Below are 20,332 nucleotides of genomic sequence, written 5' to 3'. Positions count from 1 at the left end.
AGGGGGACACCCTCGTTGTATGGAAGCTGGGACTGCCCCGGCCCTCGCTGAAAATTAGGGGTACCTTTCGCCAATTCTTACGGCATCCTGCGGTGCATCTGGGAAGTTGTGTCTACTACTCGATGAACCATCGAGTTTTCCGCCAGTTCATCCCGGGACGAAGCCGCTCCCGAAAGGCAACTTCGTCCGAATTCCGGGATTTTCGCTCACCTTTGCGACATGCATCGAGCACATTTCAGGAGATACCTATGCCCATCGCCAAACCCACTGCAGCAATCATCGGGCTGGTCCCCTTCCTCGTCGGCCTGGGGCTCTTCGGAGCAGCGCCCGCCTACGCGACCGATACGAACCAGGCCGACCACTGGGAGACCGCCCCCGGCGAGGAATGTGTGAAGTACGACGACGAGACTCGTCCGTTCGTGCTCTACGCAGCCCCTGAGGGACGCACGTTCTCCAAGGTCATTGTGAAGGCCGGAGCTGCCGAAGACCAGAACACGATCTACACCACAGGCCTCACAGCAGGTGCAGAGTTCTACCACGGCTCGAAGGACAGCATCAGCCACGTCATCGTCTGCCACGTCCCCACTCCAGTTGAGAGTCCTGCTCCGGTTGAGCCTCCGGTCGAGAGTCCTGCTCCGGTTGAGCCTCCGGTCGAGACCCCTGCTCCGGTTGAGCCTCCGGTCGAGACCCCTGCTCCGGTTGAACCTCCGGTCGAGACCCCTGCTCCGGAGACTCCGGTCGAAACGCCCGCACCGGTCCAGGACGGCGGCTTGCTGCCCGACTCCGATAAAGGTGTTCTGTCGGACTCCGAGGAAGGTGTCCTGTCCGATTCCGAGGAAGGCGTTGTGGCGGACTCTGGAAGTGGCGCTCTGCCCGTAGAGAAGGTCACCGCGCTGGCTGAGACTGGTGCATCGCCGTGGCTGGTCGTCGTCGCTGCGGCGCTGATGATGGCAGGCGGATTGGTGCTGCGCCGCCTTGCGGTGCGGACCTCCGTGTAATCAGCAGTCCTCGGATCCACTAGCAGGAAAGGCCACCGGAATCCGGTGGCCTTTCCGTCTTTACAGGGACTCAGCCGAGACGTACCGCGCCAGGTACTCACCGGTCAGCGTCCGGCTTGCGAGACGGAGTGGCCAGGCACCCAACTGTGCTCCGTAGATGCGCGGCACACGAGGAGAACGCAGAGGAGCGAGCTGGGTGGTCGCGGACATCGAAGACTGGATCAGTTCACTCGAGGGTGGGCTCAGTGGAGGCTCCTCCACGACTTCGCTCCCACGGCGGTCGACGCGGCAATCTACGCGCTGTTAGCCGGCCTCGACAACGACCCGCTGCGAGAGCTCGCCGGCCTCCACCTACCCGCCAATTCATTCGAAGCTCATGACCTGACGCAAAGATCGACCGAAACACTGGGCCTTGACTACTCAGAAATGACCCAGGCCGAGGCGGAGGTGATCGTCGTGCGCCACAACGTTCTGGCGTTCCAGGCTGGCTCCATTTCTCTCGCGGAACGCACGTCCTGGGCACATGAAGTCATTGGCCACCGGACTTCATCGGCCGGCTCCAGCGCTCAATGGCGCACGACGCACTGAGGTGTCGAGCCCACCTGCGCCGTCCAGGTTCCCGAAGAGCGTTTGCTGTCGGCTCCCACGTCCTGCTGCCTACACGCTCGGCGAGAAGCGCGTCCGGGGGCACTCGAACGCCGACAGCCCTTCGAGCGAGATGGACACGGGCCTTGTCGGCGTAGATCAGTAACCGACCGATGTGACGCCGAAGGTGGCCTGCTCCGGCGAGAAACCCTCATAGATAAGCTGCTCAAAGAGCCCCTGCCGAGAGAAAGATGAGTACTCGATGTACGACTTGGCTGTCTCGGCTGCTTCGGCATTCCAATCCGGCGCAATGTGGTCGACGGCGAACGTGCCATCGGCGATGCTGTAACCCTCATACTCCAGCTGGTCGATCAAGCCCGTGCGGGAGAACCCCGAATACTCGAGATAGGAAAGTCCCGCGTTGACGGCGTTATCCTGGCCGATCGTTAGGACGGGCGGCTGTTCAATAGTCAGCGTGATCGTGCTCCCGGGATTGACCTCGATACCGGTGGGGCTGACAGACAGCACCTTCGCCGTCGGCTCACCGTCCCAGACGGCTTTCAGGCCGAGTGCGGTGAGGGCGTTGTCCGCGTCATTGGCAGTCATCCCCACGAGGCCTGTCGGGATGGCGACCATCACGGGTTCGGGTTCGGGTTCGGGTTCGGGCTCCGGTTCCGTCGCGGGCTCGGCGTCCTCGGAGGGGGAACTAATCGCGGCGACCGGCGTGGGGGCGTTTCGCTCACTGACAGTACCGACGGCGATGATCAGCGCCAGCACGGCACCGACCGAGCCGAACACAATCAACTTGGCGCGAGTGCTCCACTGGTCGATACCTGACTTCTTCGGCTGCGAACCGGTGACTACCGACACCGGCATAGGCGATCCGTTTGGTTGCCCAGCGGGACGGCGAGCAGCGGCAGCGGCGGCTGTAGCAGCAGTGGCCGCTGTAGCGGCCGCGACTTTCGCAGTGGCTGTGGCCGCGGCGGCGGCGATCCACTGACCGCGGCCCGACATGTTCGGCTGAGGGACGGTACCGACCGGCGGTGAGAGGGGAAAGCCGGGGAACTGCTCGGTGGGGCCGTCAGAAACGGCAGCCGGTTCATACATAGGACCGGCGTCGACCGGAAGCCAAGCCGTTGACCCGTCGGGCTGCACTGTGAGGCGGTGTCCATTGACGATGTCGCCGGGCTTGTGCTCCAGGTACGGGGTGACCGGCAGCCAAGCCATCGACCCGTCGGGCTGCACTGTGAGGCGGTGCCCGTTGGCGACGTCGCCTGGCTTGTACTGAGGGTCGGTCATTTGATTTCCCTTGGTCGGTCAGTGGAAGTGTCATCTGTATCTGGTCATTGGAGAGTCTGCCGTGTGCTCTGGCGGTGCACAGGCGCACCAGTCACCCCAGATCGGGGCGAGCGCGGAAGCGAGCCGAGCGGTCCGCCTTCCTCCACCCATTACCGCTGCCGATTCCCGTTGAGGGTTCCTGATTGACGCGACCGCAGGCTGGCCTGCGGTCGCGTGCTCGAATGCTATGTCAGTGCTCGACTCGGTGTTGTCGTTCGATGGTCCGATACACGGTGGGCCGGGCAACGTTGAAGAGTTCGGCGATCTCTGCGGTCGAATGCGTGCCTGCGTTGTGACTTCCATCAGGTGCTTCTGTTGGGTTATGGAGAGCTCGGGTTGCTTTCCTCGAAGTCTTCCCTTGGCTTTGGCGACCTGCATGCGGGATCAAGCTAGTCGATCGAGTTTGGTGACTACCAAGGTGTCACCGCTGCGGCACGCGGCAAGAGCTTCGCGCAGGCCGGGTCGGGCTCGGTTGGTTCCGGTGAGTCCGTGGTCGGTGTCGATCAACGCTTGTCTGACGCCGAGGCGTTCGAGAGCGTTTTGTTGGGCCGTCGGATCTTGTTCGTTTGTGGATACGCGAGCGTAACCAATTAGTAGTTCAGTCATGACGCGCACAATCGGTTTGTCGCTTCAACCGGTCAAGACCCAACCCGCGAGGGGGCCGATCTGCGAACATCAGTGAGGCGTTGAGGAGCGCGTTAGGCTCAGCGCGTACGGACCATCTGGGCCGATCACAGGAAAGGCCAAACATCGATTCACCGATTTCGGGTTCTTCGGCTGCCGACGCTTCTGTGGAGTCGCTGCCTTCGACACATCAGCGTAATCCGATGCTTTCGAGCATTGTTCTTGAGGACGGCACGAGCTTCGACCTTCGCGCGGCCTCCGCCGGCGATGCTCGGAGGCCCATAGCAGTGATTCTGCCAGCGCTTGGCGCTCCGTCGCGGTTCTATGAACGTTTCGCGCGACGGCTCTGCGCGGCAGGCTTGACGAGCATCACGGTAGATCTCCGTGGCCAGGGAGATAGTGGCTTGGCTCCTGGTCCGGCTCGCACGAACGGTTACAAGGAAATCGTCGAGACGGATTTCCCTCGCGTGATTTCGACAGCGGCAGGTCTACACCCAGGTCAGGATATTTGGCTCATAGGGCACAGCCTCGGTGGCCAGCTCGGTCTGGTCTTCACCGGCCTCCACCCGGGCGACGTTGCGGGAGTCGTTCTGATTGCTACGGGATCTGCGTGGTATCGCGGATTTCGAGGCATCAATCGAATCCGAAATCTCGTGGGATCACAGCTTATTGCGCTCATTTCACGATGCGTCGGGTATTGGCCGGGTGCGCAGCTGGGGTTCGGCGGTCGTCAATCCACGGCGTTGATGGTTGACTGGGCGGCCCAAGTCAGAACCGGGACGTATCGAGCGAGGCGCTCCACAGTCGACTACGAAGCAGCCATGAGAGGCGTCCGTACTGAGGTTCACTTCATCGAGGTTGAGGGCGACACGTTGGCCCCCCAAGGTTGCGTCGATCACCTGTCGGGGAAACTTCCGGGAGCAACACTCACACGGTGGCGGTATTACCAACAAGAATCGAGCACCATGAGACTCAGTCACTTCTCATGGGCTCGTGAGAGCCCAGGCCTTGCAGAAGACGTGGCCGCCGTTGTACTCACACACGGCGGAGAACATTCCGCCCTTCCCACTCTCACGCTGCAACGCGGGTGACGTTCCCGCTGGGCGTTCCCAGCTGACGCGGTGTTGCCGGGTCTGTGGCCCCGTCAGCCGGTGCTCCTCGGACGTCAATGTTCCGATCGCAGTTGTCGCTCAATAGTTCTATAAACCGTGGATCGGGCAGCGCTGAAGAGTTCGGCTATTTCCGCGGTCGAATGGGTGGGGGCGTTATGCACTTCCATGAGGTGCTTCTGTTGCGGACTGGAGAGCTTGGGTTGCTTTCCTCGGAGCCGCCCCTTCGCCCTCGCAACCTACATTCCTTCGGGGTGCGCGCTCGAATGAGGTCCGATTCGAACTCGGCGACCATCGCGAGAACGTCGAACAGCAACCGTCCGACAGGGTCGTTCGGGTCGTGGACCGATCCACCGATGCTGAGTTTGACACCTTTGCAGTGAGCTCATCGATGATGTCTTTCGCGTCCCGGAGGGAACGAACCAGCTGATCGAGCTTGGCGACGACCAGCGTGTCGCCGCTGCGGCAAGCAACCAAAACTTGCTGTAAGCCGGGTCGCGCCCGATTGGTGCGGGTCGGGCCGTGGTCGGTGTAAATCAACGCCGGCCTCACGCCCAGGTGCTCCAGAGCGTTCGTTGGGCGGTCAGATCCTGTTCACAAGTGGATACTCGTGCGTAACAGTAATTCGCCCATGAGGCGCAGACTGATTTGCGGTTCCTCGTGGTCAAGACCCTTGAGTAGTACGCTATTCAGTACCACTTACGAGGGGAGATGCATGACTGCCGTGACCGCGACCGACGCGCGCAAAGGCCTGTTCGGCATCATCCAGCAGGTAAATGAGGACCACACCGCAATCGAGGTGGTCTCCAAGCACGGTAACGCGGTCATCATCTCGAAGGATGACTATGACGCGATGATCGAGACCGCTCACCTGCTGCGCAACCCAGCCAACGCAGAACGGTTGCTCGAAGCGATCGAGCGAGCTCGGCGTGGCGAGTTCGAGCAGCACAACCTCCTCGACGCGTGAGGCGGTCACTAGCGTTTGACGCGCACGGGTGGGAAGACTACACGTACTGGCAAACCCTGGATCGCAAGACGCTGAAGCGAATCAACCAGCTCATTGCGGACGTGCTGCGCGACCCCTTCGACGGAATCGGCAAACCCGAACCGCTCAAGCACATCCTTGCTGGCGCCTGGTCACGCCGCATCGACGACGTGAACCGACTCGTGTACTACGTCACCGACGAGCACAACGTGATCCTTCAGGCGCGCGAACACTATTAGTTCGCCCGGGATGTTGGCGAGGCGGGAATGCGTTACCGGACTTGGGCCGTGCGGGGCTCGTCGTCCACTGACGACACAACGATGGCGAACGGATGCTCCTCCACCGTGGCCGTACCACTGAAGCTTGTCCAGCTGCGAGGGCGATTTGACCGTTGAAGTTGAGGTGAAGAGCAGGGGCGGCCGACGCCGACCGGGAGGATAGCTCGCGAAGATACTGCCGTGCCTCATCGTCACCGCAAGACGTCTGTGAACCGGTCCGAGCAGAAGGGAACCGATTCAGGAGGTCACAATGACGTGGCGGCGAGCGTTTGGTGAGGGGCGATCAATGACGCGAATTGCGGGGAGCACGCGCAGAGCTTAAGGTGCCAGCGGGTCGCTGCAGGTCGAGAACGCCTTCTGCTCCAGTGCTCGGCGTGTTGCTCCGTATGCGATGGTTCGAGCAATGATCTCTTTGTGGTGGAAGTGCCGGGCGAAGATGGCGTACACAGTGAGCGCGGCGATCAGGGCCACGGGAAGCGTCATGCGGGAGATCACGGGCGCCTACTCAACTTCGCTGAGTACGCGCAGCACGGCGTCCGCCGCTATCGGTGGTTGGTCCAGATGGACATAGTGGCCGGCATCCCGAACCTCGGAGACCCTTCCCGCGGGTGCCAGCCGGGCGAAGTGATCCTGGCCCGCGATCCAGGCGGCCTCAACTTCGGCGTCCCACATCTGCTGCTCACGGTAGACGTCACTGTCGTGTCGGAGGATTTCGAACGGAATGTCGGGCCAGACCGTGATCCTGTTGACCTCGCGTGAGCTGACGGCTCCGTCCCAGCTGGGCTGGAACTGGGTGACGTCGTATCGATGGGCGAAGGACGAGACGGTCGGATCGAAAAGAACCACTCCGGCGACGTCGTTCGGGTGCTGGCCGACGAAGAGGCGCACGGTGAGTCCGGCGATGCTGTGCCCGACAAGGACGACCGGCTCGTCCACTCCGGCCGCGTCGAGGGTTGCGTTGAGGGATGCTGCGGCCACGCCCGCTGTCATGGGTGCGGTCCCAGTCGATTCACCGACACCCGGGTAGTCCCATGCGCAGGTTCTGACGTCCGGCCCGAGGGTGTCCCTGAACGGAGCCCAGACAGTGGAGTCGTCGCCCATGCCTGCCATGAGGACCACCGTCGTGGTGCCGTCACCTTGACAGTCCAGATGTGCCTGGCCTCCCATGACGGGGTACATGGTGGTGTTGGTCGCGCACCCGGCGAGGGTCAGCACGAGAACTGCGGAGGTGAGAAGTGCGCCCTTCATGAGCTTGCCCGTCGTGTACCAGCGCGGACCACGACGGCCGCAACAGCAACGACCAGCGCGACCAGCACCATGGTTGCTTCCGTCGGTAGGAGGGCCACGTACTCCAGCCGTTCAGGCCAGGCGAGGAAGGCGACGAGACCCAAGATCGCCAGCGAGGTGACAAGACCACGGATCAGAAGACCTCGTGATGCCGTCGACCCGTCCAGCCGCAGCCATCGTCTCCTCCCGCGGGATGCCTGAACAGCGGTAATCACGAACACGACGATTCCGCCGAGAAAGATCACGGCGGCGATCACGATCAGTTGAGTGCTCGCCTCGTCCAAAGCGGCATGCGAAACTTCGGTTGTCAACGTGTCCGAGACTTCCAGCCACTCGGTCCAGGATCGGAGCGTCAGCCCGGTGGTCTCGGTATCGCTGTTGGTGAGGATGACGATGCCCTCGCCCAATTCGGGAATGATCACCATGTTAGTGATCCACCCGATGTTGTGACCGTTGTTTCCCGTCGTGGTCAGACCGGAATCTAGGTGCCCGTGCAGGTGGCCGAAGCTCACCATCGATCCGTCCGGCACCTCCTCGGGGGCCATCATCGTGTGGACCGACTTGCTTGTGAGAACCCCGCGTCCTACTGGCTGCCCGTCGGGGCCGGGCATGCTGGCGGCCGCGAACAGAGCCAGGTCGTTGGCTGTCGAGTAGAGACCGCCTGCTGCCTGCTCGGTCAATCGGTAATGGGGGAGAGGGTCACCACTGGAGTAATAGCCGGTCGCCTGATCGGCGACAATCTCGGGGTCGAACGTGCTGTTCGTCATCCCGAGCGGGTCGAGAATGACCTCCTGCATGAAGTCGGAGAAGCGCTGCCCGGTGACCTCCTCGATCATCAGTTGCAGCAGCGTGTAACCGGCGTTGGAATAGTTGAATTGCTGGCCGGGCTCCAGGGCAATGCGAAGGCTCTGGCCCCCGCCGTTGTTTCCGTCGAGGGATTCCTCAATGGTGGGCAGCGGCTGATCAAGGGGCAGGAAGTAGCCGTCGACCCGGTTAAGTCCGGCGGTGTGGTTGAGCACTCGGGCGACCGTCACACCGCCCGCATCGTATTCAGACGGCGGAAACGCCCACCTCGTGAGATACGACTCGATCGGCTCGTCCAATGACACTTGTCCGGTTTCCACCAGGTGCATCACCCCCCACGCCGTCAGCGACTTTGAAATGGATGCCACCTGAAAGACCGTGTCTGCGGTCATTTCGGTGCGGTCCGCGACCGACGCCACACCATAGCCGCTGGACCACACCCGCTCACCGCCCCGGACGACAGCTACCGCGACGCCGGGTATCTCATAGGCGGCCATGAACAAGGGCTGGTCGCGATCGAGTCGTTCCGTCAACGATGCAAGCGCGGGCCGCGACCCTGGCAGGGCTTGAAGCGGCATAAAGCCGGCGAAGACGCTCGTCGACAGAAGCGCGACAGCAACAACCCCGACGAGTCGTCCTGCGGTGGAACTGGTGAATAACACGAGGGCCTCATTCCGTCAAAGGGTATATATTCACCGTAGGGTTCGACATTCGGACTCCCTAGGACACGTCGTTGACGATCTCGGCCACCCGCGCCCCAGAAGCCCTGCCAAGGGGGCACCGTGATCGAGCCACACATCGTGATCGTCGCCTTTCCATCCGGCCAGATCCTCGACGTCAGCGGCCCGATGGAGGTCTTCTCTACCGCCTCTCGGTTTCTCCCTATTCCCCTTTACCGCACACAGGTGGTGAGTGCGAGAGGCGGAGCAGTGCTCTCCACCAGCGGCATGGAGTTCATGACCACGGCCATTGCCGATATCGTCGGTCCAATTGACACGCTCGTGGTCGCTGGCGGACGGGACATCCACGAGGCAAGCCAGGATGAACACCTCGTCAACCACATCGGTCGGCTCGCAGCCAACTCGCGCAGGGTGACCTCGGTATGTTCAGGTGCGTTCCTCCTCGCCGCGGCCGGGCTGCTTGACGGCAGGCGTGCCACAACGCACTGGGCCGACTGCGAGTTGCTTGCCAGTGACTATCCGCTCGTGGCCGTCGAACCCGACGCAATATACGTTCACGACGCTCACGTGTGGACCTCGGCCGGCGTCACGGCCGGAATCGACCTCGCACTCGCCCTGGTCGCCGACGACCATGGTCGACGGGCTGCCGTGGACGTGGCGCGCCAATTGGTTGTCTACCTCCGGCGATCGGGAGGGCAGGCCCAATTCTCCGCGGTGCTCGCCGCCCAATCCAGCGACCACGAACCCGTGCGGGACGTGCTCACCTGGCTCACCGACAACCTGACCGCAGACCTCTCGATCCCGGCACTCGCAATGCGGGCCAATCTGTCCGACCGCCAGTTCAGCCGCGTGTTCAAAGCCGAGGTCGGTATCACACCGGCGGAACACGTCGAAGCAGTGCGGTTGGAGGCCGCTTGCCGGCTCCTGGAAACGACGTCGAAGTCGATGGAGCAAATCGCCACAGTGTGCGGATTCGGTGTCCCGGAGACGATGAACCGGGCCTTCAGGAGACGACTGAACACCACCCCGAGTGAGCATCGTCAGCACTTCGGCGAGGCGTAGAGAGGCATCGGACGACCAGCGTTCCCGTTCTGAGTACGGACGAACGTCCCGCCCGGCTGCAGTAGCAGCCGTCAGGGCCGGCCGCGTGGCCATTCCCGAGGCGGGAACGATGGCAGCGACCGCCTCATCCTCGGACAGCGAAGGATGGGCGGCTTCAGGGCTGGTTTAGAACCTCGCGGAGTTTGGCGGCGAAGGCCTCTGGCTGGCCGGCGTAGCCGAACTCGCCACCCATGAAGCCGCCGTGGTGGCTGGGGAAGACAGTCGCCTGTTGGCCGAACAGCTCGGCCAACGCGATCGCGCACCGACCGGTATATACATGCATGGACTCCTCCCCGACCGCGATCACGATCCGGGTCGGCGCCGCCTTCAGGGCCTCAAAATCTGGCTGGTAGAGGGGCACCGCCCAGGAGCGGTCTGACAGCAGCGGGTCCTCGCGTGTGCCGTCGTCCTCGGTTGGCATCCCGAACGCGTCCGGTTCGGGCGCGGGCTGGGCGAGGTGCTTATCCGTGACCTCGCCCTCCCACGATGTCATCGCGATGAATGCGGCCATTCCGGCTCCCCAACCCTTGTCTTGGTAAACCTGGGTGTATGCCGCCCGGGCCCGCTGGACAGCTTCCGCATCTGGCAACACGCAGTCGATTGGGGGCTCGTGTGCGACCAGGGTCGACACATCGTCCGGGTACGCCGTGACCAACGCGAGCGCGCTCACCGCACCGCCGCTGCTGGCGAGCATGTCCACCGGACCGGCGCCCAGCGCCTGGATAATCGCGTGGATGTCCTCGGCCTGGGTCTGCGGCTCGTTCGTGACCCCGCCGTCCTTCCGCTTGCTCCGGCCCAAGCCGCGCGGGTCGTACGTCACGACCGTGCGGTCCTCGAACAGCTTCACTTGGGCCTGGAACCCGCTCGCGTCCATCGGCTGGCCGATCATCACCAGCGGAGGGCGGCCATCCGTGGTCGGCAGTGGCCCGTGGACGTCGTAGACCAGGTCGACCTCTGGTAGTCCGAGGGTGTGTTGCGGCACGGGCGGCCTCCTCCATCGTAAGAATCTCACCGCATATTACGTCGCGGAATCACAGGGCGCTACCGAAACCACTCCTGAACGCATATTTTATGCCGCTTAAGGTTGCGACGGACTCAAGCGGTCGCGGCAGGTTGTGAGCGGCGCATCGGTCCTCTCGGAAGCGGTTTCAGATAGCACCGCAACGCAGCACCGGGAGCCAGACGCGGCCTAGACCTCCCCAGCGCCCCAGCGTCCGAGCGCGATGATCGCCTCGCGCAAGGCGAGCCCGCGATCGGTCAGCGCGTAAGCCCGGGTGTTGTGCCGGAGGGGCAGTCGTGACAGCACGCCGGCCGCTTCTAGCTCGCGTAGGCGGGTCGCGAGTATGTTCGTCGGCACTCCGAGGTCGCGCTGCAGGTCGCCGTAGCGCTGCGGCCCTTCAAGGAGCCGCTCCACGATGAGCAGGCCCCACCGGGCTCCGATGATGTCGAGAGCTGCGGCCAGGTCGCTCACGCGACCGGATCGGCTGCCGGCTTCATCCAGAACGGTGAGTAGTGGTAGCCGTCGGGGTCGTCGAACTGGCGTTGGTACATGAAGGGGTAGTCGTCGGTGTCGCCGATCCGACCGCCGGCCGCGCCGGCACGCTCGACGAGCTCGTCGACCGCCTCGCGGGTACCGAGGTCGAACGATACCGTGACCTTTGACGGGGTGTTGGGTTCGCCGATGAGCTCCTCGACGCCGCCGACGCTTGCGTACATCTCGCGGCTGCCGAGCATCACGAACTGCTCGGGCGCGATCGCAAAGCACGACACGTTGTGATCGGACATTTCGGCATTAAGGGTCCACCCGAGGGCGGTGTAGAAGGCTGTCGCTCGGTCGACGCTTTCGACCGGGCAGGTGATGAAAAGGCTCATGCGGACAATGCTTGCAAAATGCAAGTGCGCCGTCAAGCCCCGTCGCTTGAGAAAATGCGTCCGCCGGGGTTCCCTATCGGAAACCTAGGTCGTGTCACCGAGCTGATTCGCCAGCCGGTCGAGATCCGCTGCGACCATCTCGAGATCTCGTGCGAACTCCTCGTCAGTGACATCGATTTGCCGCACAGTGAAGACAACCTCGGCGCCGTTCGGATGCGACAGCACACGAACCGGATTCGTGACCACCTTCCCGGACGGCAGCGTCACGTCGTGGTCGAGCACGCCGAAGGCGTTCTGCTCAACGAAACGGACCCGCACCCATCCCATCGGCGATTCGACGATCAGTTCATCGCCATCGCGAACGACCTCTGCCACTGCGAGGCCGGCGGCCCATCGTGGCAGGTTGTCGACGTTCGACGCGAACTCGTAGACGGCCTCGGGCGTAGCCGCGATCACACGACTGACGTGATGACTTCTCATTGCGCCAGTCTGCCACCACGGGCGCGCTGCTCTTCGCCGTACTGGGTCCGGGCGTTCGGACCCTGAGCGAACGTCGACGGTTGGGGCGTCGCGTCATCGACCACGATGACTGGTACTTCGGAGCAGTTGCGTTGTGCCCCTGCCGCTCTTGGGAACATTGCCCTCAGTCGTGCATCAACTCGAGGGTCGCACATACCAACCGCATTTCGGCATCCGCTGTTCCACCAGTGCAAGGAGCGCCGCAGTGCCTGAACAATCGGTCCCTGTGGGGGAGTGGACCAACCCTGCGCGTCCGCTACTCGAGACGAAACTCTACCTGCGGCGGCGACAGCGTCGAATGGTGCCGCGTCCGCGGCTGATGGGCGGGAGCACAACATTGCTGAGCGCTGTCGCGTTCGGCGCCGCGGTCGTCTGCGGATCACGAGCTCGGCCACCGCAAGATTAATCACCCAGCCGGCGCCATTCAGCAGGGCCACACTGAGCTCGGTCTTGCCGACGATAGCCTCTCCGAACCCCAGCGTGAATACCTGGGTGCCCGCGCCCAAGCCAAGTGCGACAGCACGGATCATCCATGCCCGGTGCCGCTTGATGTCCCGGCTGCCGATGGCGGCGAAACCGAGGACGATGCTGAGTGCCATTCCGAGTCCGGCGAGCAGCCGGAAGAGGAAGAGCAACTCACTCGAATCCCCCGAAAATGAGCGGAGAACGGTTAGCCAGAGCCCGGACAGGGAAGTAAGCAGTCCCACCGCAAGGAGGAACCGACCGGCTCTGCGGTGCCAGGCGCGTTTGCGTAGACGGGCCGAGAACTGGAACGCGCCGAAGATCACGAAGACCGTGGCGCCCACGATGTGGAGGAGCACCGGCAGGGCCAGAGGGGGAGCAGCCTCCACGGCTACGCCCGCGGATCCCGTGGCCAATGCCACGCGTCGAACTGCATTCGCGAGAATCGGAATAAGACCGAGCGCGATGATCGCGGTGGGAACAAGCCACGCGCGTTCGCGCGGTCCCGACTTCGCCGCTGGTACTCCGCTCGCCCCGGCGAGCTTTGACGTTGTGCTGCCCATAGCCTCGCTCCATTTCCCTGACCCCCAGCAGTTACTGGGAATGGCCCGAGGTTATGAAGCGTTGTGGTGACCCGGCATCACCACATGTGGTGAACGAGGTGGGGATCGTGTCTCGTTGTGGGCGGTAAGCAGCGACAACTCGGTGGCCGTGGGGCGACGGCTCTGTCTCCGCGCGACGCGGCGGCTACCTGTTGACGAAGTCCGTGCCGCAGGCGGCGAGTGCGGCGGGGGAGCCGAGCACATAAAGGGCCTGCTGCTCTCCTGCGTTACCCAGGTGCACGAGCACATGCAGGGGGTGCATGCGCCCAGCAGTCTGGGGGGCGTCGACGTTTGGATTCTGCTCGAACACGGCCGCGGGCAGAACGACCGACTCTTCGCCTGCGCCTTCGGCGATCACGACACAGCGCCCGTTCCCGGTCTCCTTGACATGGGTGTGATCAGCCGCTGCCGGACCCGCCGTAGCGAGGACGACGACCGCGGATGCGACAGCGACGAGTCCCGCCGCGCCGACGAATTTCTTTGTGCTCATTTTGGAACGACCCTTCCATTGCAGGGAACGACAGAGGTGACGCCGACGGCGGCCCGAACGGCCGCCGACACCGCAAGCTAGCATCGCGTTTGAAACACCGTCAATCCCCGCTTGGACTCGGGGGACGCCGGCGAAGGCCGGACACGTTCCAACAGCGCCCTTTCGGTCGACCGAGGGCCCTACAGAATAAACCCGGTACGTGGCATTCTGGTCGCGTGCGAGGTCCAACTCGGCTTCCGTTTGTCGGGAGGTCTGCAGAGTTCAATGCCCTTCGCGGGGCGATCGACTCATGCGCCGGCGCCGGCGGTGGCGGTGGCGGTGGGCTGGCCCTTGTCGAGGGCGAAGCGGGCATCGGTAAGTCACGACTATGTGCGGAGGTCCTGGCTGACGCACAAAGTCAGGGCGTGGTCGTGGTCCGGGCACAGTGCCGACCGGCGACCCGGGAGGTCAGGCACGCTGCCGTGTCAGCGCTGCTGCGATCGGCACTCGACCAGATCAGTTCTTCGGATCGGGCCGCGATTCCCTCCGGGCTCGAGGCTCTTGACGCAGTGTTGCCGCTGAGAAGTGGATTCTCCGTTCTGCCGGAGCCGGCAGAGGTCTTGCTCGCGGATGCCGTGAGTGAGTTTTTCCGGCGCCTGTCCGCCCACCATCGTGTGGTGTTGTTCGTCGACTCGATCGAATCCGTGGATGCTCCCAGCGCCCGCATCCTCGCCGTGCTCGCCGACCGGATGGCCGGCAGACAAACCCTGATCCTGCTGAGCGGGCGGGACGTCGCGGCGACGGCCGATGTGAGGCGTTTACGAGCACAATTCGCTCGATCGGGCGCGGTGATTGTGCGTCTCGCCCGGCTTGATACTGCTGCCGCGGCGAAACTTGTCGCTCGTGCGGCTCCCCTGGGAGAAAGGCGTAACGCGGCCCAACTCCTGAAGGAAGCACACGGCCTGCCCGTCTACCTGGCTGGCGCGCTCTCCAGCCCTGGCACGCCAGGCCCCCCTGAGGTGCCGCGTGAAATGCGGTCGCTCGTGGATGAGTTGGCGACGGAACTCGACGAGTCATCACAGGAACTCGTCGAACTACTCGCTCTCTCTCCAGACAGGGGCGTCGTCCCGGAATCGTTGATGGAGGCGGTCAGGGACGGAGGACGGCGCGGTCACCGGGACGGGGATCAGGATCTCCGACGGCTGGTAGATGTCGGACTGGCTGAACTGCGTCCCGGACCTCCTGAGCGGCTGGCGCTTCGACACCCCGCCTTTGCACAGGTTCTTCTGGAACCTGTTTCCGCGCAGGAGCAGCGTGCGATGAGGCGCAGGCTCATGGCCGTGATCCGAGCGCAGAAGCGGGACCCGGTGGTCCTGGCCGCGCAGTGCCTGGCCATGAGAGACGAGATGGAACCCTTTGAGGTCGCGGAGATTCTCGGGGCGGCTGCTGACTGCCACACCGCAGGGAGCGATGACGTGGCCCTCTTCCTCACCGAACTTCTGGCCATTCCCGCTCTCACAGCAGAACCGTCAGAGCTGCAGCTGCGGTACGAGCAGTTGGCGGCGGCCCAGCAAGAGTTAGGTGACCTCGAGGGCGCGGATGCCAGTCTGAGCCGGGCGCTCGAGCTGGAAGCCGCGGAGCGAACTCCACGAGGCGCCCTCGCCTCCGCACGGACCCAGATCGGCCTTACGTCGTGGGAGACAGGAAAGTACGCTCCAGCGACATCCGAACCTATCCCGGGATCACCCCCGGTGGACATCCCTCCGTTTCATCATCCTTCGTACAGGGTCCTGAACAAACTGATCTGGTGCACGAGGCACGGCACCAACCGGGAAGCCCGCGCCGCCGCACGGGAGGCCATGGGCTGCGCGCGGCTCGGCAAGGAGGGGGAGGCTGTCGCTGCGCTCGGCCGTTGCGCCGATGCCGCTCTGGACGGGGAACACCGGCGGGCCGCTGCCCATGCTGGTGCGGCGCGGGATGCTGCCTGGGATGTGGGACTGGTGGATGTCCGCACGCTCGCCTCCGTCATGCTCCTGCGATTCGCCCCGCTGTGCGGAGACATGGACCGAGCCGCAGAGGCAGGCGGGGAGATGCTCAGGGATGCGCATGCGATGGATCTGCCAGCACCCGAGTTCGCCACCCAGACCTGGCTCACCCTGCTCAGCCACGCGCAAGGGGACCTCATCGCAGCGGAACATCACCGGCAGGTGGCCGCCCTGTCGTCCGTGTCGGCGGCATCCTCACGTACGCAGGCCAAGACCGCCCTGGTCACCGCACTGCTGCGAGCCGAGCGAGGTGACGCGTCAGGTACGCGCGCCTCCCTCGCCGACGCACAGCGATCGTATGCCGCGGGCATCGAGGAGGACGCGGGACTCAACTCACTTGCCCGTTACGCGCGGGCCGTCATCTCGGTCCAACTCGGCACCGCGACCTCCTCGGCCCTGTCAGGAGCCATCCAGCTCTGGGGAACCTATCCTCAGACAATCGCCATGCTCCCCTTCTTCTCCGGCCTCGCTGCGTTGAAGCACGGAGACGCAAAGCTCACTGCCCGGCGGCAGGACGAGTTAGCCGCTCAACCTGTGGAATCTCCGGCATTGGCAGCCCTCGGTGTCCGCCTGCGTGGGTTGACGCTGCTGCAGCAAGGCGGCATACAGGAAGCTGGGGAACTGCTGCTGCGGGCGGCGGACACCCTCGACACGCTCGGGCTGCGCCTGTACGCCGCGCAGACACGGCTGGAGTGGGCGGAAACCCTGCTGGACGCACGGTCCGCCGCCGATCCCGTTCGCCAGCTTCTGGTGTACTTCCGTTCACAACAGGTCCAATGGTGGCTGCAGCGAACGCGCAGTCTTGCACGACACCACCGGATCCCGGAGGACAGGCCCAGTCGGGGCGATTCGGTTCTCACCCCGCGCCAGGTGGACGTCGTGAGGTTGGCCGCTGAGGGGCTGTCCAACGCGCAGATCGCATCCCAGCTGTTCCTGAGCGAACGAACTGTCGAGACCCACCTCCACGTGGCGTACCAGCGGCTCGGCGTCAGCGCGCGTTCCGGGCTTTCGACCTGGGCTTCCGAGAACATCCCTGAATTCAGTACTGGTACTGATACCCGGCTTCGGCCCGGACCCTGACGATAGTGGACATGAAAACCATCGCAGCACTCCAGGACCTTCAGCCCGCCGACCCCGCTCTCTGGGGGAGGAAGGCAGCCACCCTCGCCCGCCTTGCGAAAAAGGGCAAATTCACGATCCCAGCCGGGGTTGTCCTCTCCGCCGACGGGGCGGACTTCACGGAGGAAGAACTCGATCTTGCTGATCGTTCTGTCCGCGAGGTCCTCGGGGATGTCGACCTCGCCGTCCGCTCCTCCTCCAGCGACGAAGACACCGACGAGGAATCGTTTGCCGGGAAGTTCACGACAGTTCTCGGTGTGCGTGGCAGGATGGCGCTGGCCGCAGCCATCCGGGATGTTCTGGACTCCGCTGACGGCTCGGCGATGGGAGTCCTCATCCAGGAACTCGTCCACGCTGACGCCGCAGGAGTGGCATTCAGCGCGAACCCCGTCAGCGGAGCTCGGGACGAGGCGATCGTGAATGCGCTCCCCGGACTCGGTGACCGGCTCGTTTCCGGCGAACTCACCCCAGAATCGTGGACCGTTCACGCCGACGGCTCCGCATTCACCGACGAAGCCGCCGACGCGATCAGCCAGGACGATGCCCGGCGCATCGCTCAGCTTGCGCGGGACGTCGAAGCCGCCGAAGGCGCTCCCCAGGACATCGAATGGGCCCTCGCCGGGGACCGGCTATATCTCCTCCAGGCGCGACCCATCACCACCCTGGTGGAACCGGTGCCCGTGCCGGTCATCGTGCCGCACGGGTACTGGGAACGCGAATCCACCCACGCGCCGGCTCCGCTGACGCCGATGACCGCCTCCGTCCTGGACGTCCAACCCGGCATGACCCACATGGCCAAGAGGTTCGGCCTCATCGCGCAGTTCTCGGTCCGCGAAATCGGCGGCTGGACGTACATCGGAATGCTTCCGCTCGGAATGGAGCCCAAGAGCGACAAAGCCCCGCCGCTGCCGGGCTGGGCGCTGGGCCTGATGCTGCGCCTGATCCCTGAGGGACGCCGCCGTATCCGGTCCGCCCGGCAGCAGCGCGAGGACGACCTCACCGCTCGCGTCGTGGACGAGTGGAACAACCGCCACGTGCACAGGCTCCGCGCCAGGATTGAGAGCCTCAGGGACACGGATCTCGGCGCACTAACCGACGGAGAGCTGGCCTCCCACCTGGCCGCGACACGCGAATTCCTGGTCGAGACGATACCCCTGCACTTCCTTACGTCAATGCCTCAGTTCCTCGAGACCACTCGGTTGGAGCTTTTCTGCGAAGAGCATCTCGGGTGGAACTACCCGCAGGTGCTGAACCTCCTGGCTGGGACCTCCGAGATGTCGTCCGAGCCGGCACGGGAACTTCGCCGCATTGCCGATCGGGGACTGGATCCTGCCGCGAAGCTGGGTGCACTGGAAGAGTACCGGCGCGTCTACGGCGCGCGAGCCCTCTCCACCGAACTTGCCGAACCCACGTTCGGGGAAAGCCCGGGGCTCATCGCCGCGCAACTGGACGCAATGGCAGACTCCGGCAGGGGTGACCCGTCGAAGGAGCATCAACGCCTCCGTGAGGAAACAGCAGCCCGGGCGCGGGACCAACTGAAAGGTGCGGACCTGGAAACGTTCGACACGCTGCTCGAACGTGCCCTTCGTGCCTACCCGCTCAGGGAACACAACGTCTTCTACACCGTGGACTCCCAGCTGGCGCTCGTCCGGTACGCGGTCCTCGAGGCCGGCCGCAGGATGAAACGAGCCGGCGCCATTACTGCAGTCGATGACGCCTTCTACTGCACTCTCGATGAAGTCACGGAATGGCTGAACGGTACCTGCGGAGACATGCACAAGACCGTCCTCCGCAGGCGCGGCGAACGAGCCTGGATTCTGACGCATCCCGGGCCGCCAAGCTACGGGCCGCCCCCGCCACCCCCACCGTCCACCAGATGGTTGCCGCCAGAAGTACGGGACCTCACCAGGATCATGATGCGCGCCGGCCAGCGACTCGTCGCGCCGGAGGGGAGCTCCCAGAATCAGACTGCGGACAACGGGCACTTGACGGGTACGCCGGCATCTGCGGGGACGTACACCGGGCCGGCGCGCATTGTTGCCAATGAGCGGGAATTCTCCCGGATCCAGCCAGGCGACGTGCTCGTCTGCCCGACGACCCGCTCCTCCTGGTCGACGGTCTTCGCCCTTGTCGGCGCGGTTATCACCGACGCGGGCGGAGCCCTGTCTCACCCGGCCATCATCGCCCGGGAACAGCGGATCCCCGCAGTGGTCGCCACCGGAAACGCGACCAGGATCATCGACGATGGAACAATCGTCACGGTCAACGGATTGACGGGGGACATCACTCTCCACGACTGACTACCGATCTGCTGCCTGTAACCCATTCCCATATACTGCGAGTATGCCAATCTCGCGAGGCCGCCACGCCCAGCCGTCCGCCCTCGAGCAGCACGGGAGTGATCTGTGAGCGGCGGTCTCGTCGCTCTGCTGGACGATGTCGCCGCCCTGGCCCGCATCGCAGCCGCGTCGGTAGACGACGTCGCTGCCGGTGCCGCCAAGGCGGGGGTGAAGGCCGCCGGAGTGGTGATCGACGATGCCGCGGTCACGCCGCAATATGTGTCCGGCGCGGACCCGTCCCGCGAACTGCCGATGATCAAGCGGATCTTCTGGGGCTCGCTCCGGAACAAACTGTTGATCATCCTGCCCGCACTGCTGCTCATCAGCGCTTTCATACCGTGGGTCATCCCATTCATCCTCATGCTGGGCGGCACGTATCTCTGCTACGAGGGTGCCGAAAAGGTCTGGCACAAACTCCGCGGCCACGCCGCCGAGGAAAAGACGCCGGCGTTCGAACGGGGACCCGAAGCGGAGGCCAAGGTAACCAAGGGCGCCATCACCACTGACTTCATCTTGTCCTGCGAGATCATGGTGATCTCGATGAACGAGGTGGCCGATGAGTCGTTATGGGCCCGGGCAATCATCCTGGTCGTGGTCGCACTCGCCATCACGGTCATCGTGTACGGCGCCGTCGCACTCATCGTCAAGATGGACGACATCGGCCTGCATCTGACCACCAGGGACTCTGCTGGCTCCCAGCGTCTGGGCGAGCTGCTGGTCAAGGGAATGCCGGCCGTGCTGGCCGCGATCACTTTCATCGGGACGATCGCCATGCTCTGGGTGGGTGGTCACATCATGCTGCAGGGAGCATATGACCTCGGCTGGCACCTGCCGTATGACCTGGTCCATCTCCTCGAGAGCCCCTTCGCCCATGTCCCGGTGGTGGGCGGGTTCCTGGCGTGGCTCGTGAACACTCTGTGCTCGGCCGTCCTCGGACTCGTCTGGGGCATCGTCGTCATGTCCGTCCTGCACCCGCTGCTCAAGGTGCTGCCCTTCGGCAGAGACAAGGGCAAGCACGAGGAAGGCGACGTGCGGGCCGCAATGGCCGGCTACCGACCGACCCAGCACTAATCCGGCCCGGCTCGTCTCCACCGAAATGGACGGAAAAGGTCGACT

18 protein-coding genes and 2 pseudogenes are annotated in these 20,332 nt (G+C 64.1%); 8 read left to right on the top strand and 12 right to left on the bottom strand.

Annotated features, from left to right (window positions below):
- Positions 1-248: 248 nt before the first annotated feature.
- Positions 249-998 (top strand): hypothetical protein, encoded by a 750-nt coding sequence (locus tag ABIE24_RS02215; RefSeq protein WP_354496355.1) that lies wholly within the window; start codon positions 249-251, stop codon positions 996-998.
- A gap of 744 nt (positions 999-1,742) precedes the next feature.
- Here the strand turns inward: ABIE24_RS02215 and ABIE24_RS02210 are convergent.
- The gene (locus ABIE24_RS02210; RefSeq protein ID WP_354496354.1) at positions 1,743-2,882 is read right to left on the bottom strand and encodes an Ltp family lipoprotein; all 1,140 of its coding nucleotides are present in this window, start codon (positions 2,880-2,882) and stop codon (positions 1,743-1,745) included.
- Between the two features lie 229 nt (positions 2,883-3,111).
- Positions 3,112-3,527: pseudogene (locus ABIE24_RS02205) on the bottom strand (recombinase family protein).
- A gap of 221 nt (positions 3,528-3,748) precedes the next feature.
- Between ABIE24_RS02205 and ABIE24_RS02200 the strand changes: the two are divergent.
- On the top strand, positions 3,749-4,636 hold the full coding sequence (locus ABIE24_RS02200) for an alpha/beta hydrolase family protein (RefSeq protein WP_354496352.1): 888 nt from the start codon (positions 3,749-3,751) through the stop codon (positions 4,634-4,636).
- Between the two features lie 74 nt (positions 4,637-4,710).
- On the opposite strand, the pseudogene ABIE24_RS02195 reads toward ABIE24_RS02200, so the two are convergent.
- A pseudogene (locus ABIE24_RS02195) lies at positions 4,711-5,322 on the bottom strand (recombinase family protein).
- A gap of 47 nt (positions 5,323-5,369) precedes the next feature.
- Between ABIE24_RS02195 and ABIE24_RS02190 the strand changes: the two are divergent.
- Positions 5,370-5,621, top strand: a complete 252-nt coding sequence (locus tag ABIE24_RS02190) for a type II toxin-antitoxin system Phd/YefM family antitoxin (RefSeq protein WP_354496350.1) — start codon at positions 5,370-5,372, stop codon at positions 5,619-5,621.
- The gene (locus tag ABIE24_RS02185) at positions 5,618-5,878 is read left to right on the top strand and encodes a Txe/YoeB family addiction module toxin (RefSeq protein WP_354496348.1); all 261 of its coding nucleotides are present in this window, start codon (positions 5,618-5,620) and stop codon (positions 5,876-5,878) included. Before ABIE24_RS02190 ends, ABIE24_RS02185 begins: the two co-directional genes overlap by 4 nt.
- 357 nt (positions 5,879-6,235) lie before the next feature.
- Here the strand turns inward: ABIE24_RS02185 and ABIE24_RS02180 are convergent, their stop codons facing one another.
- The 3 genes from ABIE24_RS02180 to ABIE24_RS02170 are packed head-to-tail and all read right to left on the bottom strand — an operon-like array spanning position 6,236 to position 8,670.
- Entirely contained in the window at positions 6,236-6,400 is a 165-nt protein-coding gene (locus ABIE24_RS02180) for a hypothetical protein (protein WP_354496346.1), read from the bottom strand.
- 18 nt (positions 6,401-6,418) lie between these two features.
- Entirely contained in the window at positions 6,419-7,165 is a 747-nt protein-coding gene (locus ABIE24_RS02175) for an alpha/beta fold hydrolase (protein ID WP_354496344.1), read from the bottom strand.
- Entirely contained in the window at positions 7,162-8,670 is a 1,509-nt protein-coding gene (locus ABIE24_RS02170; RefSeq protein ID WP_354496342.1) for a serine hydrolase domain-containing protein, read from the bottom strand. The genes ABIE24_RS02175 and ABIE24_RS02170 overlap by 4 nt, the downstream gene beginning before the upstream one ends.
- Before the next feature lie 120 nt (positions 8,671-8,790).
- On the opposite strand from ABIE24_RS02170, the gene ABIE24_RS02165 reads away from it, so the two are divergent.
- On the top strand, positions 8,791-9,750 hold the full coding sequence (locus ABIE24_RS02165) for a GlxA family transcriptional regulator (protein WP_354496340.1): 960 nt from the start codon (positions 8,791-8,793) through the stop codon (positions 9,748-9,750).
- 154 nt (positions 9,751-9,904) lie between these two features.
- Here ABIE24_RS02165 and ABIE24_RS02160 read toward each other — a convergent pair whose 3' ends face one another.
- The 6 genes from ABIE24_RS02160 to ABIE24_RS02135 form a co-directional block, all read right to left on the bottom strand.
- Positions 9,905-10,771 carry an alpha/beta fold hydrolase gene (locus ABIE24_RS02160; RefSeq protein WP_354496338.1) on the bottom strand — a complete coding sequence of 289 codons (867 nt, stop codon included), beginning with the start codon at positions 10,769-10,771 and terminating at the stop codon, positions 9,905-9,907.
- A gap of 207 nt (positions 10,772-10,978) precedes the next feature.
- Positions 10,979-11,260, bottom strand: coding sequence for a winged helix-turn-helix transcriptional regulator (locus ABIE24_RS02155; RefSeq protein ID WP_354496336.1), 282 nt, complete (start codon positions 11,258-11,260; stop codon positions 10,979-10,981).
- Complete coding sequence (locus tag ABIE24_RS02150) at positions 11,257-11,661, bottom strand: VOC family protein (protein ID WP_354496334.1); 405 nt, start codon at positions 11,659-11,661, stop codon at positions 11,257-11,259. Before ABIE24_RS02150 ends, ABIE24_RS02155 begins: the two co-directional genes overlap by 4 nt.
- A gap of 84 nt (positions 11,662-11,745) precedes the next feature.
- On the bottom strand, positions 11,746-12,141 hold the full coding sequence (locus tag ABIE24_RS02145; protein ID WP_354496333.1) for an SRPBCC family protein: 396 nt from the start codon (positions 12,139-12,141) through the stop codon (positions 11,746-11,748).
- A complete protein-coding gene (locus ABIE24_RS02140) occupies positions 12,138-13,205 on the bottom strand; it encodes a DUF2306 domain-containing protein (protein WP_354496331.1) in 1,068 nt (355 codons plus the stop codon). The genes ABIE24_RS02145 and ABIE24_RS02140 overlap by 4 nt, the downstream gene beginning before the upstream one ends.
- A gap of 184 nt (positions 13,206-13,389) precedes the next feature.
- Entirely contained in the window at positions 13,390-13,734 is a 345-nt protein-coding gene (locus ABIE24_RS02135; protein ID WP_354496329.1) for a hypothetical protein, read from the bottom strand.
- Between ABIE24_RS02135 and ABIE24_RS02130 the strand changes: the two genes are divergently transcribed.
- The 3 genes from ABIE24_RS02130 to ABIE24_RS02120 all read left to right on the top strand — a co-directional run bounded on the left by ABIE24_RS02130 (position 13,686) and on the right by ABIE24_RS02120 (position 20,287).
- Positions 13,686-16,838 (top strand): AAA family ATPase, encoded by a 3,153-nt coding sequence (locus tag ABIE24_RS02130; protein ID WP_354496327.1) that lies wholly within the window; start codon positions 13,686-13,688, stop codon positions 16,836-16,838. The two genes, ABIE24_RS02135 and ABIE24_RS02130, sit on opposite strands and share 49 nt — an antisense overlap.
- 11 nt (positions 16,839-16,849) lie before the next feature.
- Positions 16,850-19,177, top strand: coding sequence for a PEP/pyruvate-binding domain-containing protein (locus tag ABIE24_RS02125; protein ID WP_354496325.1), 2,328 nt, complete (start codon positions 16,850-16,852; stop codon positions 19,175-19,177).
- Positions 19,178-19,282: 105 nt separating this feature from the next.
- On the top strand, positions 19,283-20,287 hold the full coding sequence (locus tag ABIE24_RS02120) for a DUF808 domain-containing protein (RefSeq protein ID WP_354496323.1): 1,005 nt from the start codon (positions 19,283-19,285) through the stop codon (positions 20,285-20,287).
- Positions 20,288-20,332: the final 45 nt, after the last annotated feature.

The organism is Mycetocola sp. 2940 (genome assembly GCF_040548835.1).
Lineage (GTDB): Bacteria > Actinomycetota > Actinomycetes > Actinomycetales > Microbacteriaceae > Mycetocola_A.
This window is presented reverse-complemented; position numbering and strand designations above follow the sequence as displayed.

Coding starts and splice junctions, on each gene's coding strand:
- ABIE24_RS02180 (WP_354496346.1), bottom strand. CDS start 6,400: ATGACGCTTCCCGTGGCCCTGATCGCCGCGCTCACTGTGTACGCCATC.
- ABIE24_RS02215 (WP_354496355.1), top strand. CDS start 249: ATGCCCATCGCCAAACCCACTGCAGCAATCATCGGGCTGGTCCCCTTC.
- ABIE24_RS02135 (WP_354496329.1), bottom strand. CDS start 13,734: ATGAGCACAAAGAAATTCGTCGGCGCGGCGGGACTCGTCGCTGTCGCA.
- ABIE24_RS02190 (WP_354496350.1), top strand. CDS start 5,370: ATGACTGCCGTGACCGCGACCGACGCGCGCAAAGGCCTGTTCGGCATC.
- ABIE24_RS02150 (WP_354496334.1), bottom strand. CDS start 11,661: ATGAGCCTTTTCATCACCTGCCCGGTCGAAAGCGTCGACCGAGCGACA.
- ABIE24_RS02130 (WP_354496327.1), top strand. CDS start 13,686: ATGCGACAGCGACGAGTCCCGCCGCGCCGACGAATTTCTTTGTGCTCA.
- ABIE24_RS02200 (WP_354496352.1), top strand. CDS start 3,749: ATGCTTTCGAGCATTGTTCTTGAGGACGGCACGAGCTTCGACCTTCGC.
- ABIE24_RS02140 (WP_354496331.1), bottom strand. CDS start 13,205: ATGGGCAGCACAACGTCAAAGCTCGCCGGGGCGAGCGGAGTACCAGCG.
- ABIE24_RS02210 (WP_354496354.1), bottom strand. CDS start 2,882: ATGACCGACCCTCAGTACAAGCCAGGCGACGTCGCCAACGGGCACCGC.
- ABIE24_RS02145 (WP_354496333.1), bottom strand. CDS start 12,141: ATGAGAAGTCATCACGTCAGTCGTGTGATCGCGGCTACGCCCGAGGCC.
- ABIE24_RS02125 (WP_354496325.1), top strand. CDS start 16,850: ATGAAAACCATCGCAGCACTCCAGGACCTTCAGCCCGCCGACCCCGCT.
- ABIE24_RS02175 (WP_354496344.1), bottom strand. CDS start 7,165: ATGAAGGGCGCACTTCTCACCTCCGCAGTTCTCGTGCTGACCCTCGCC.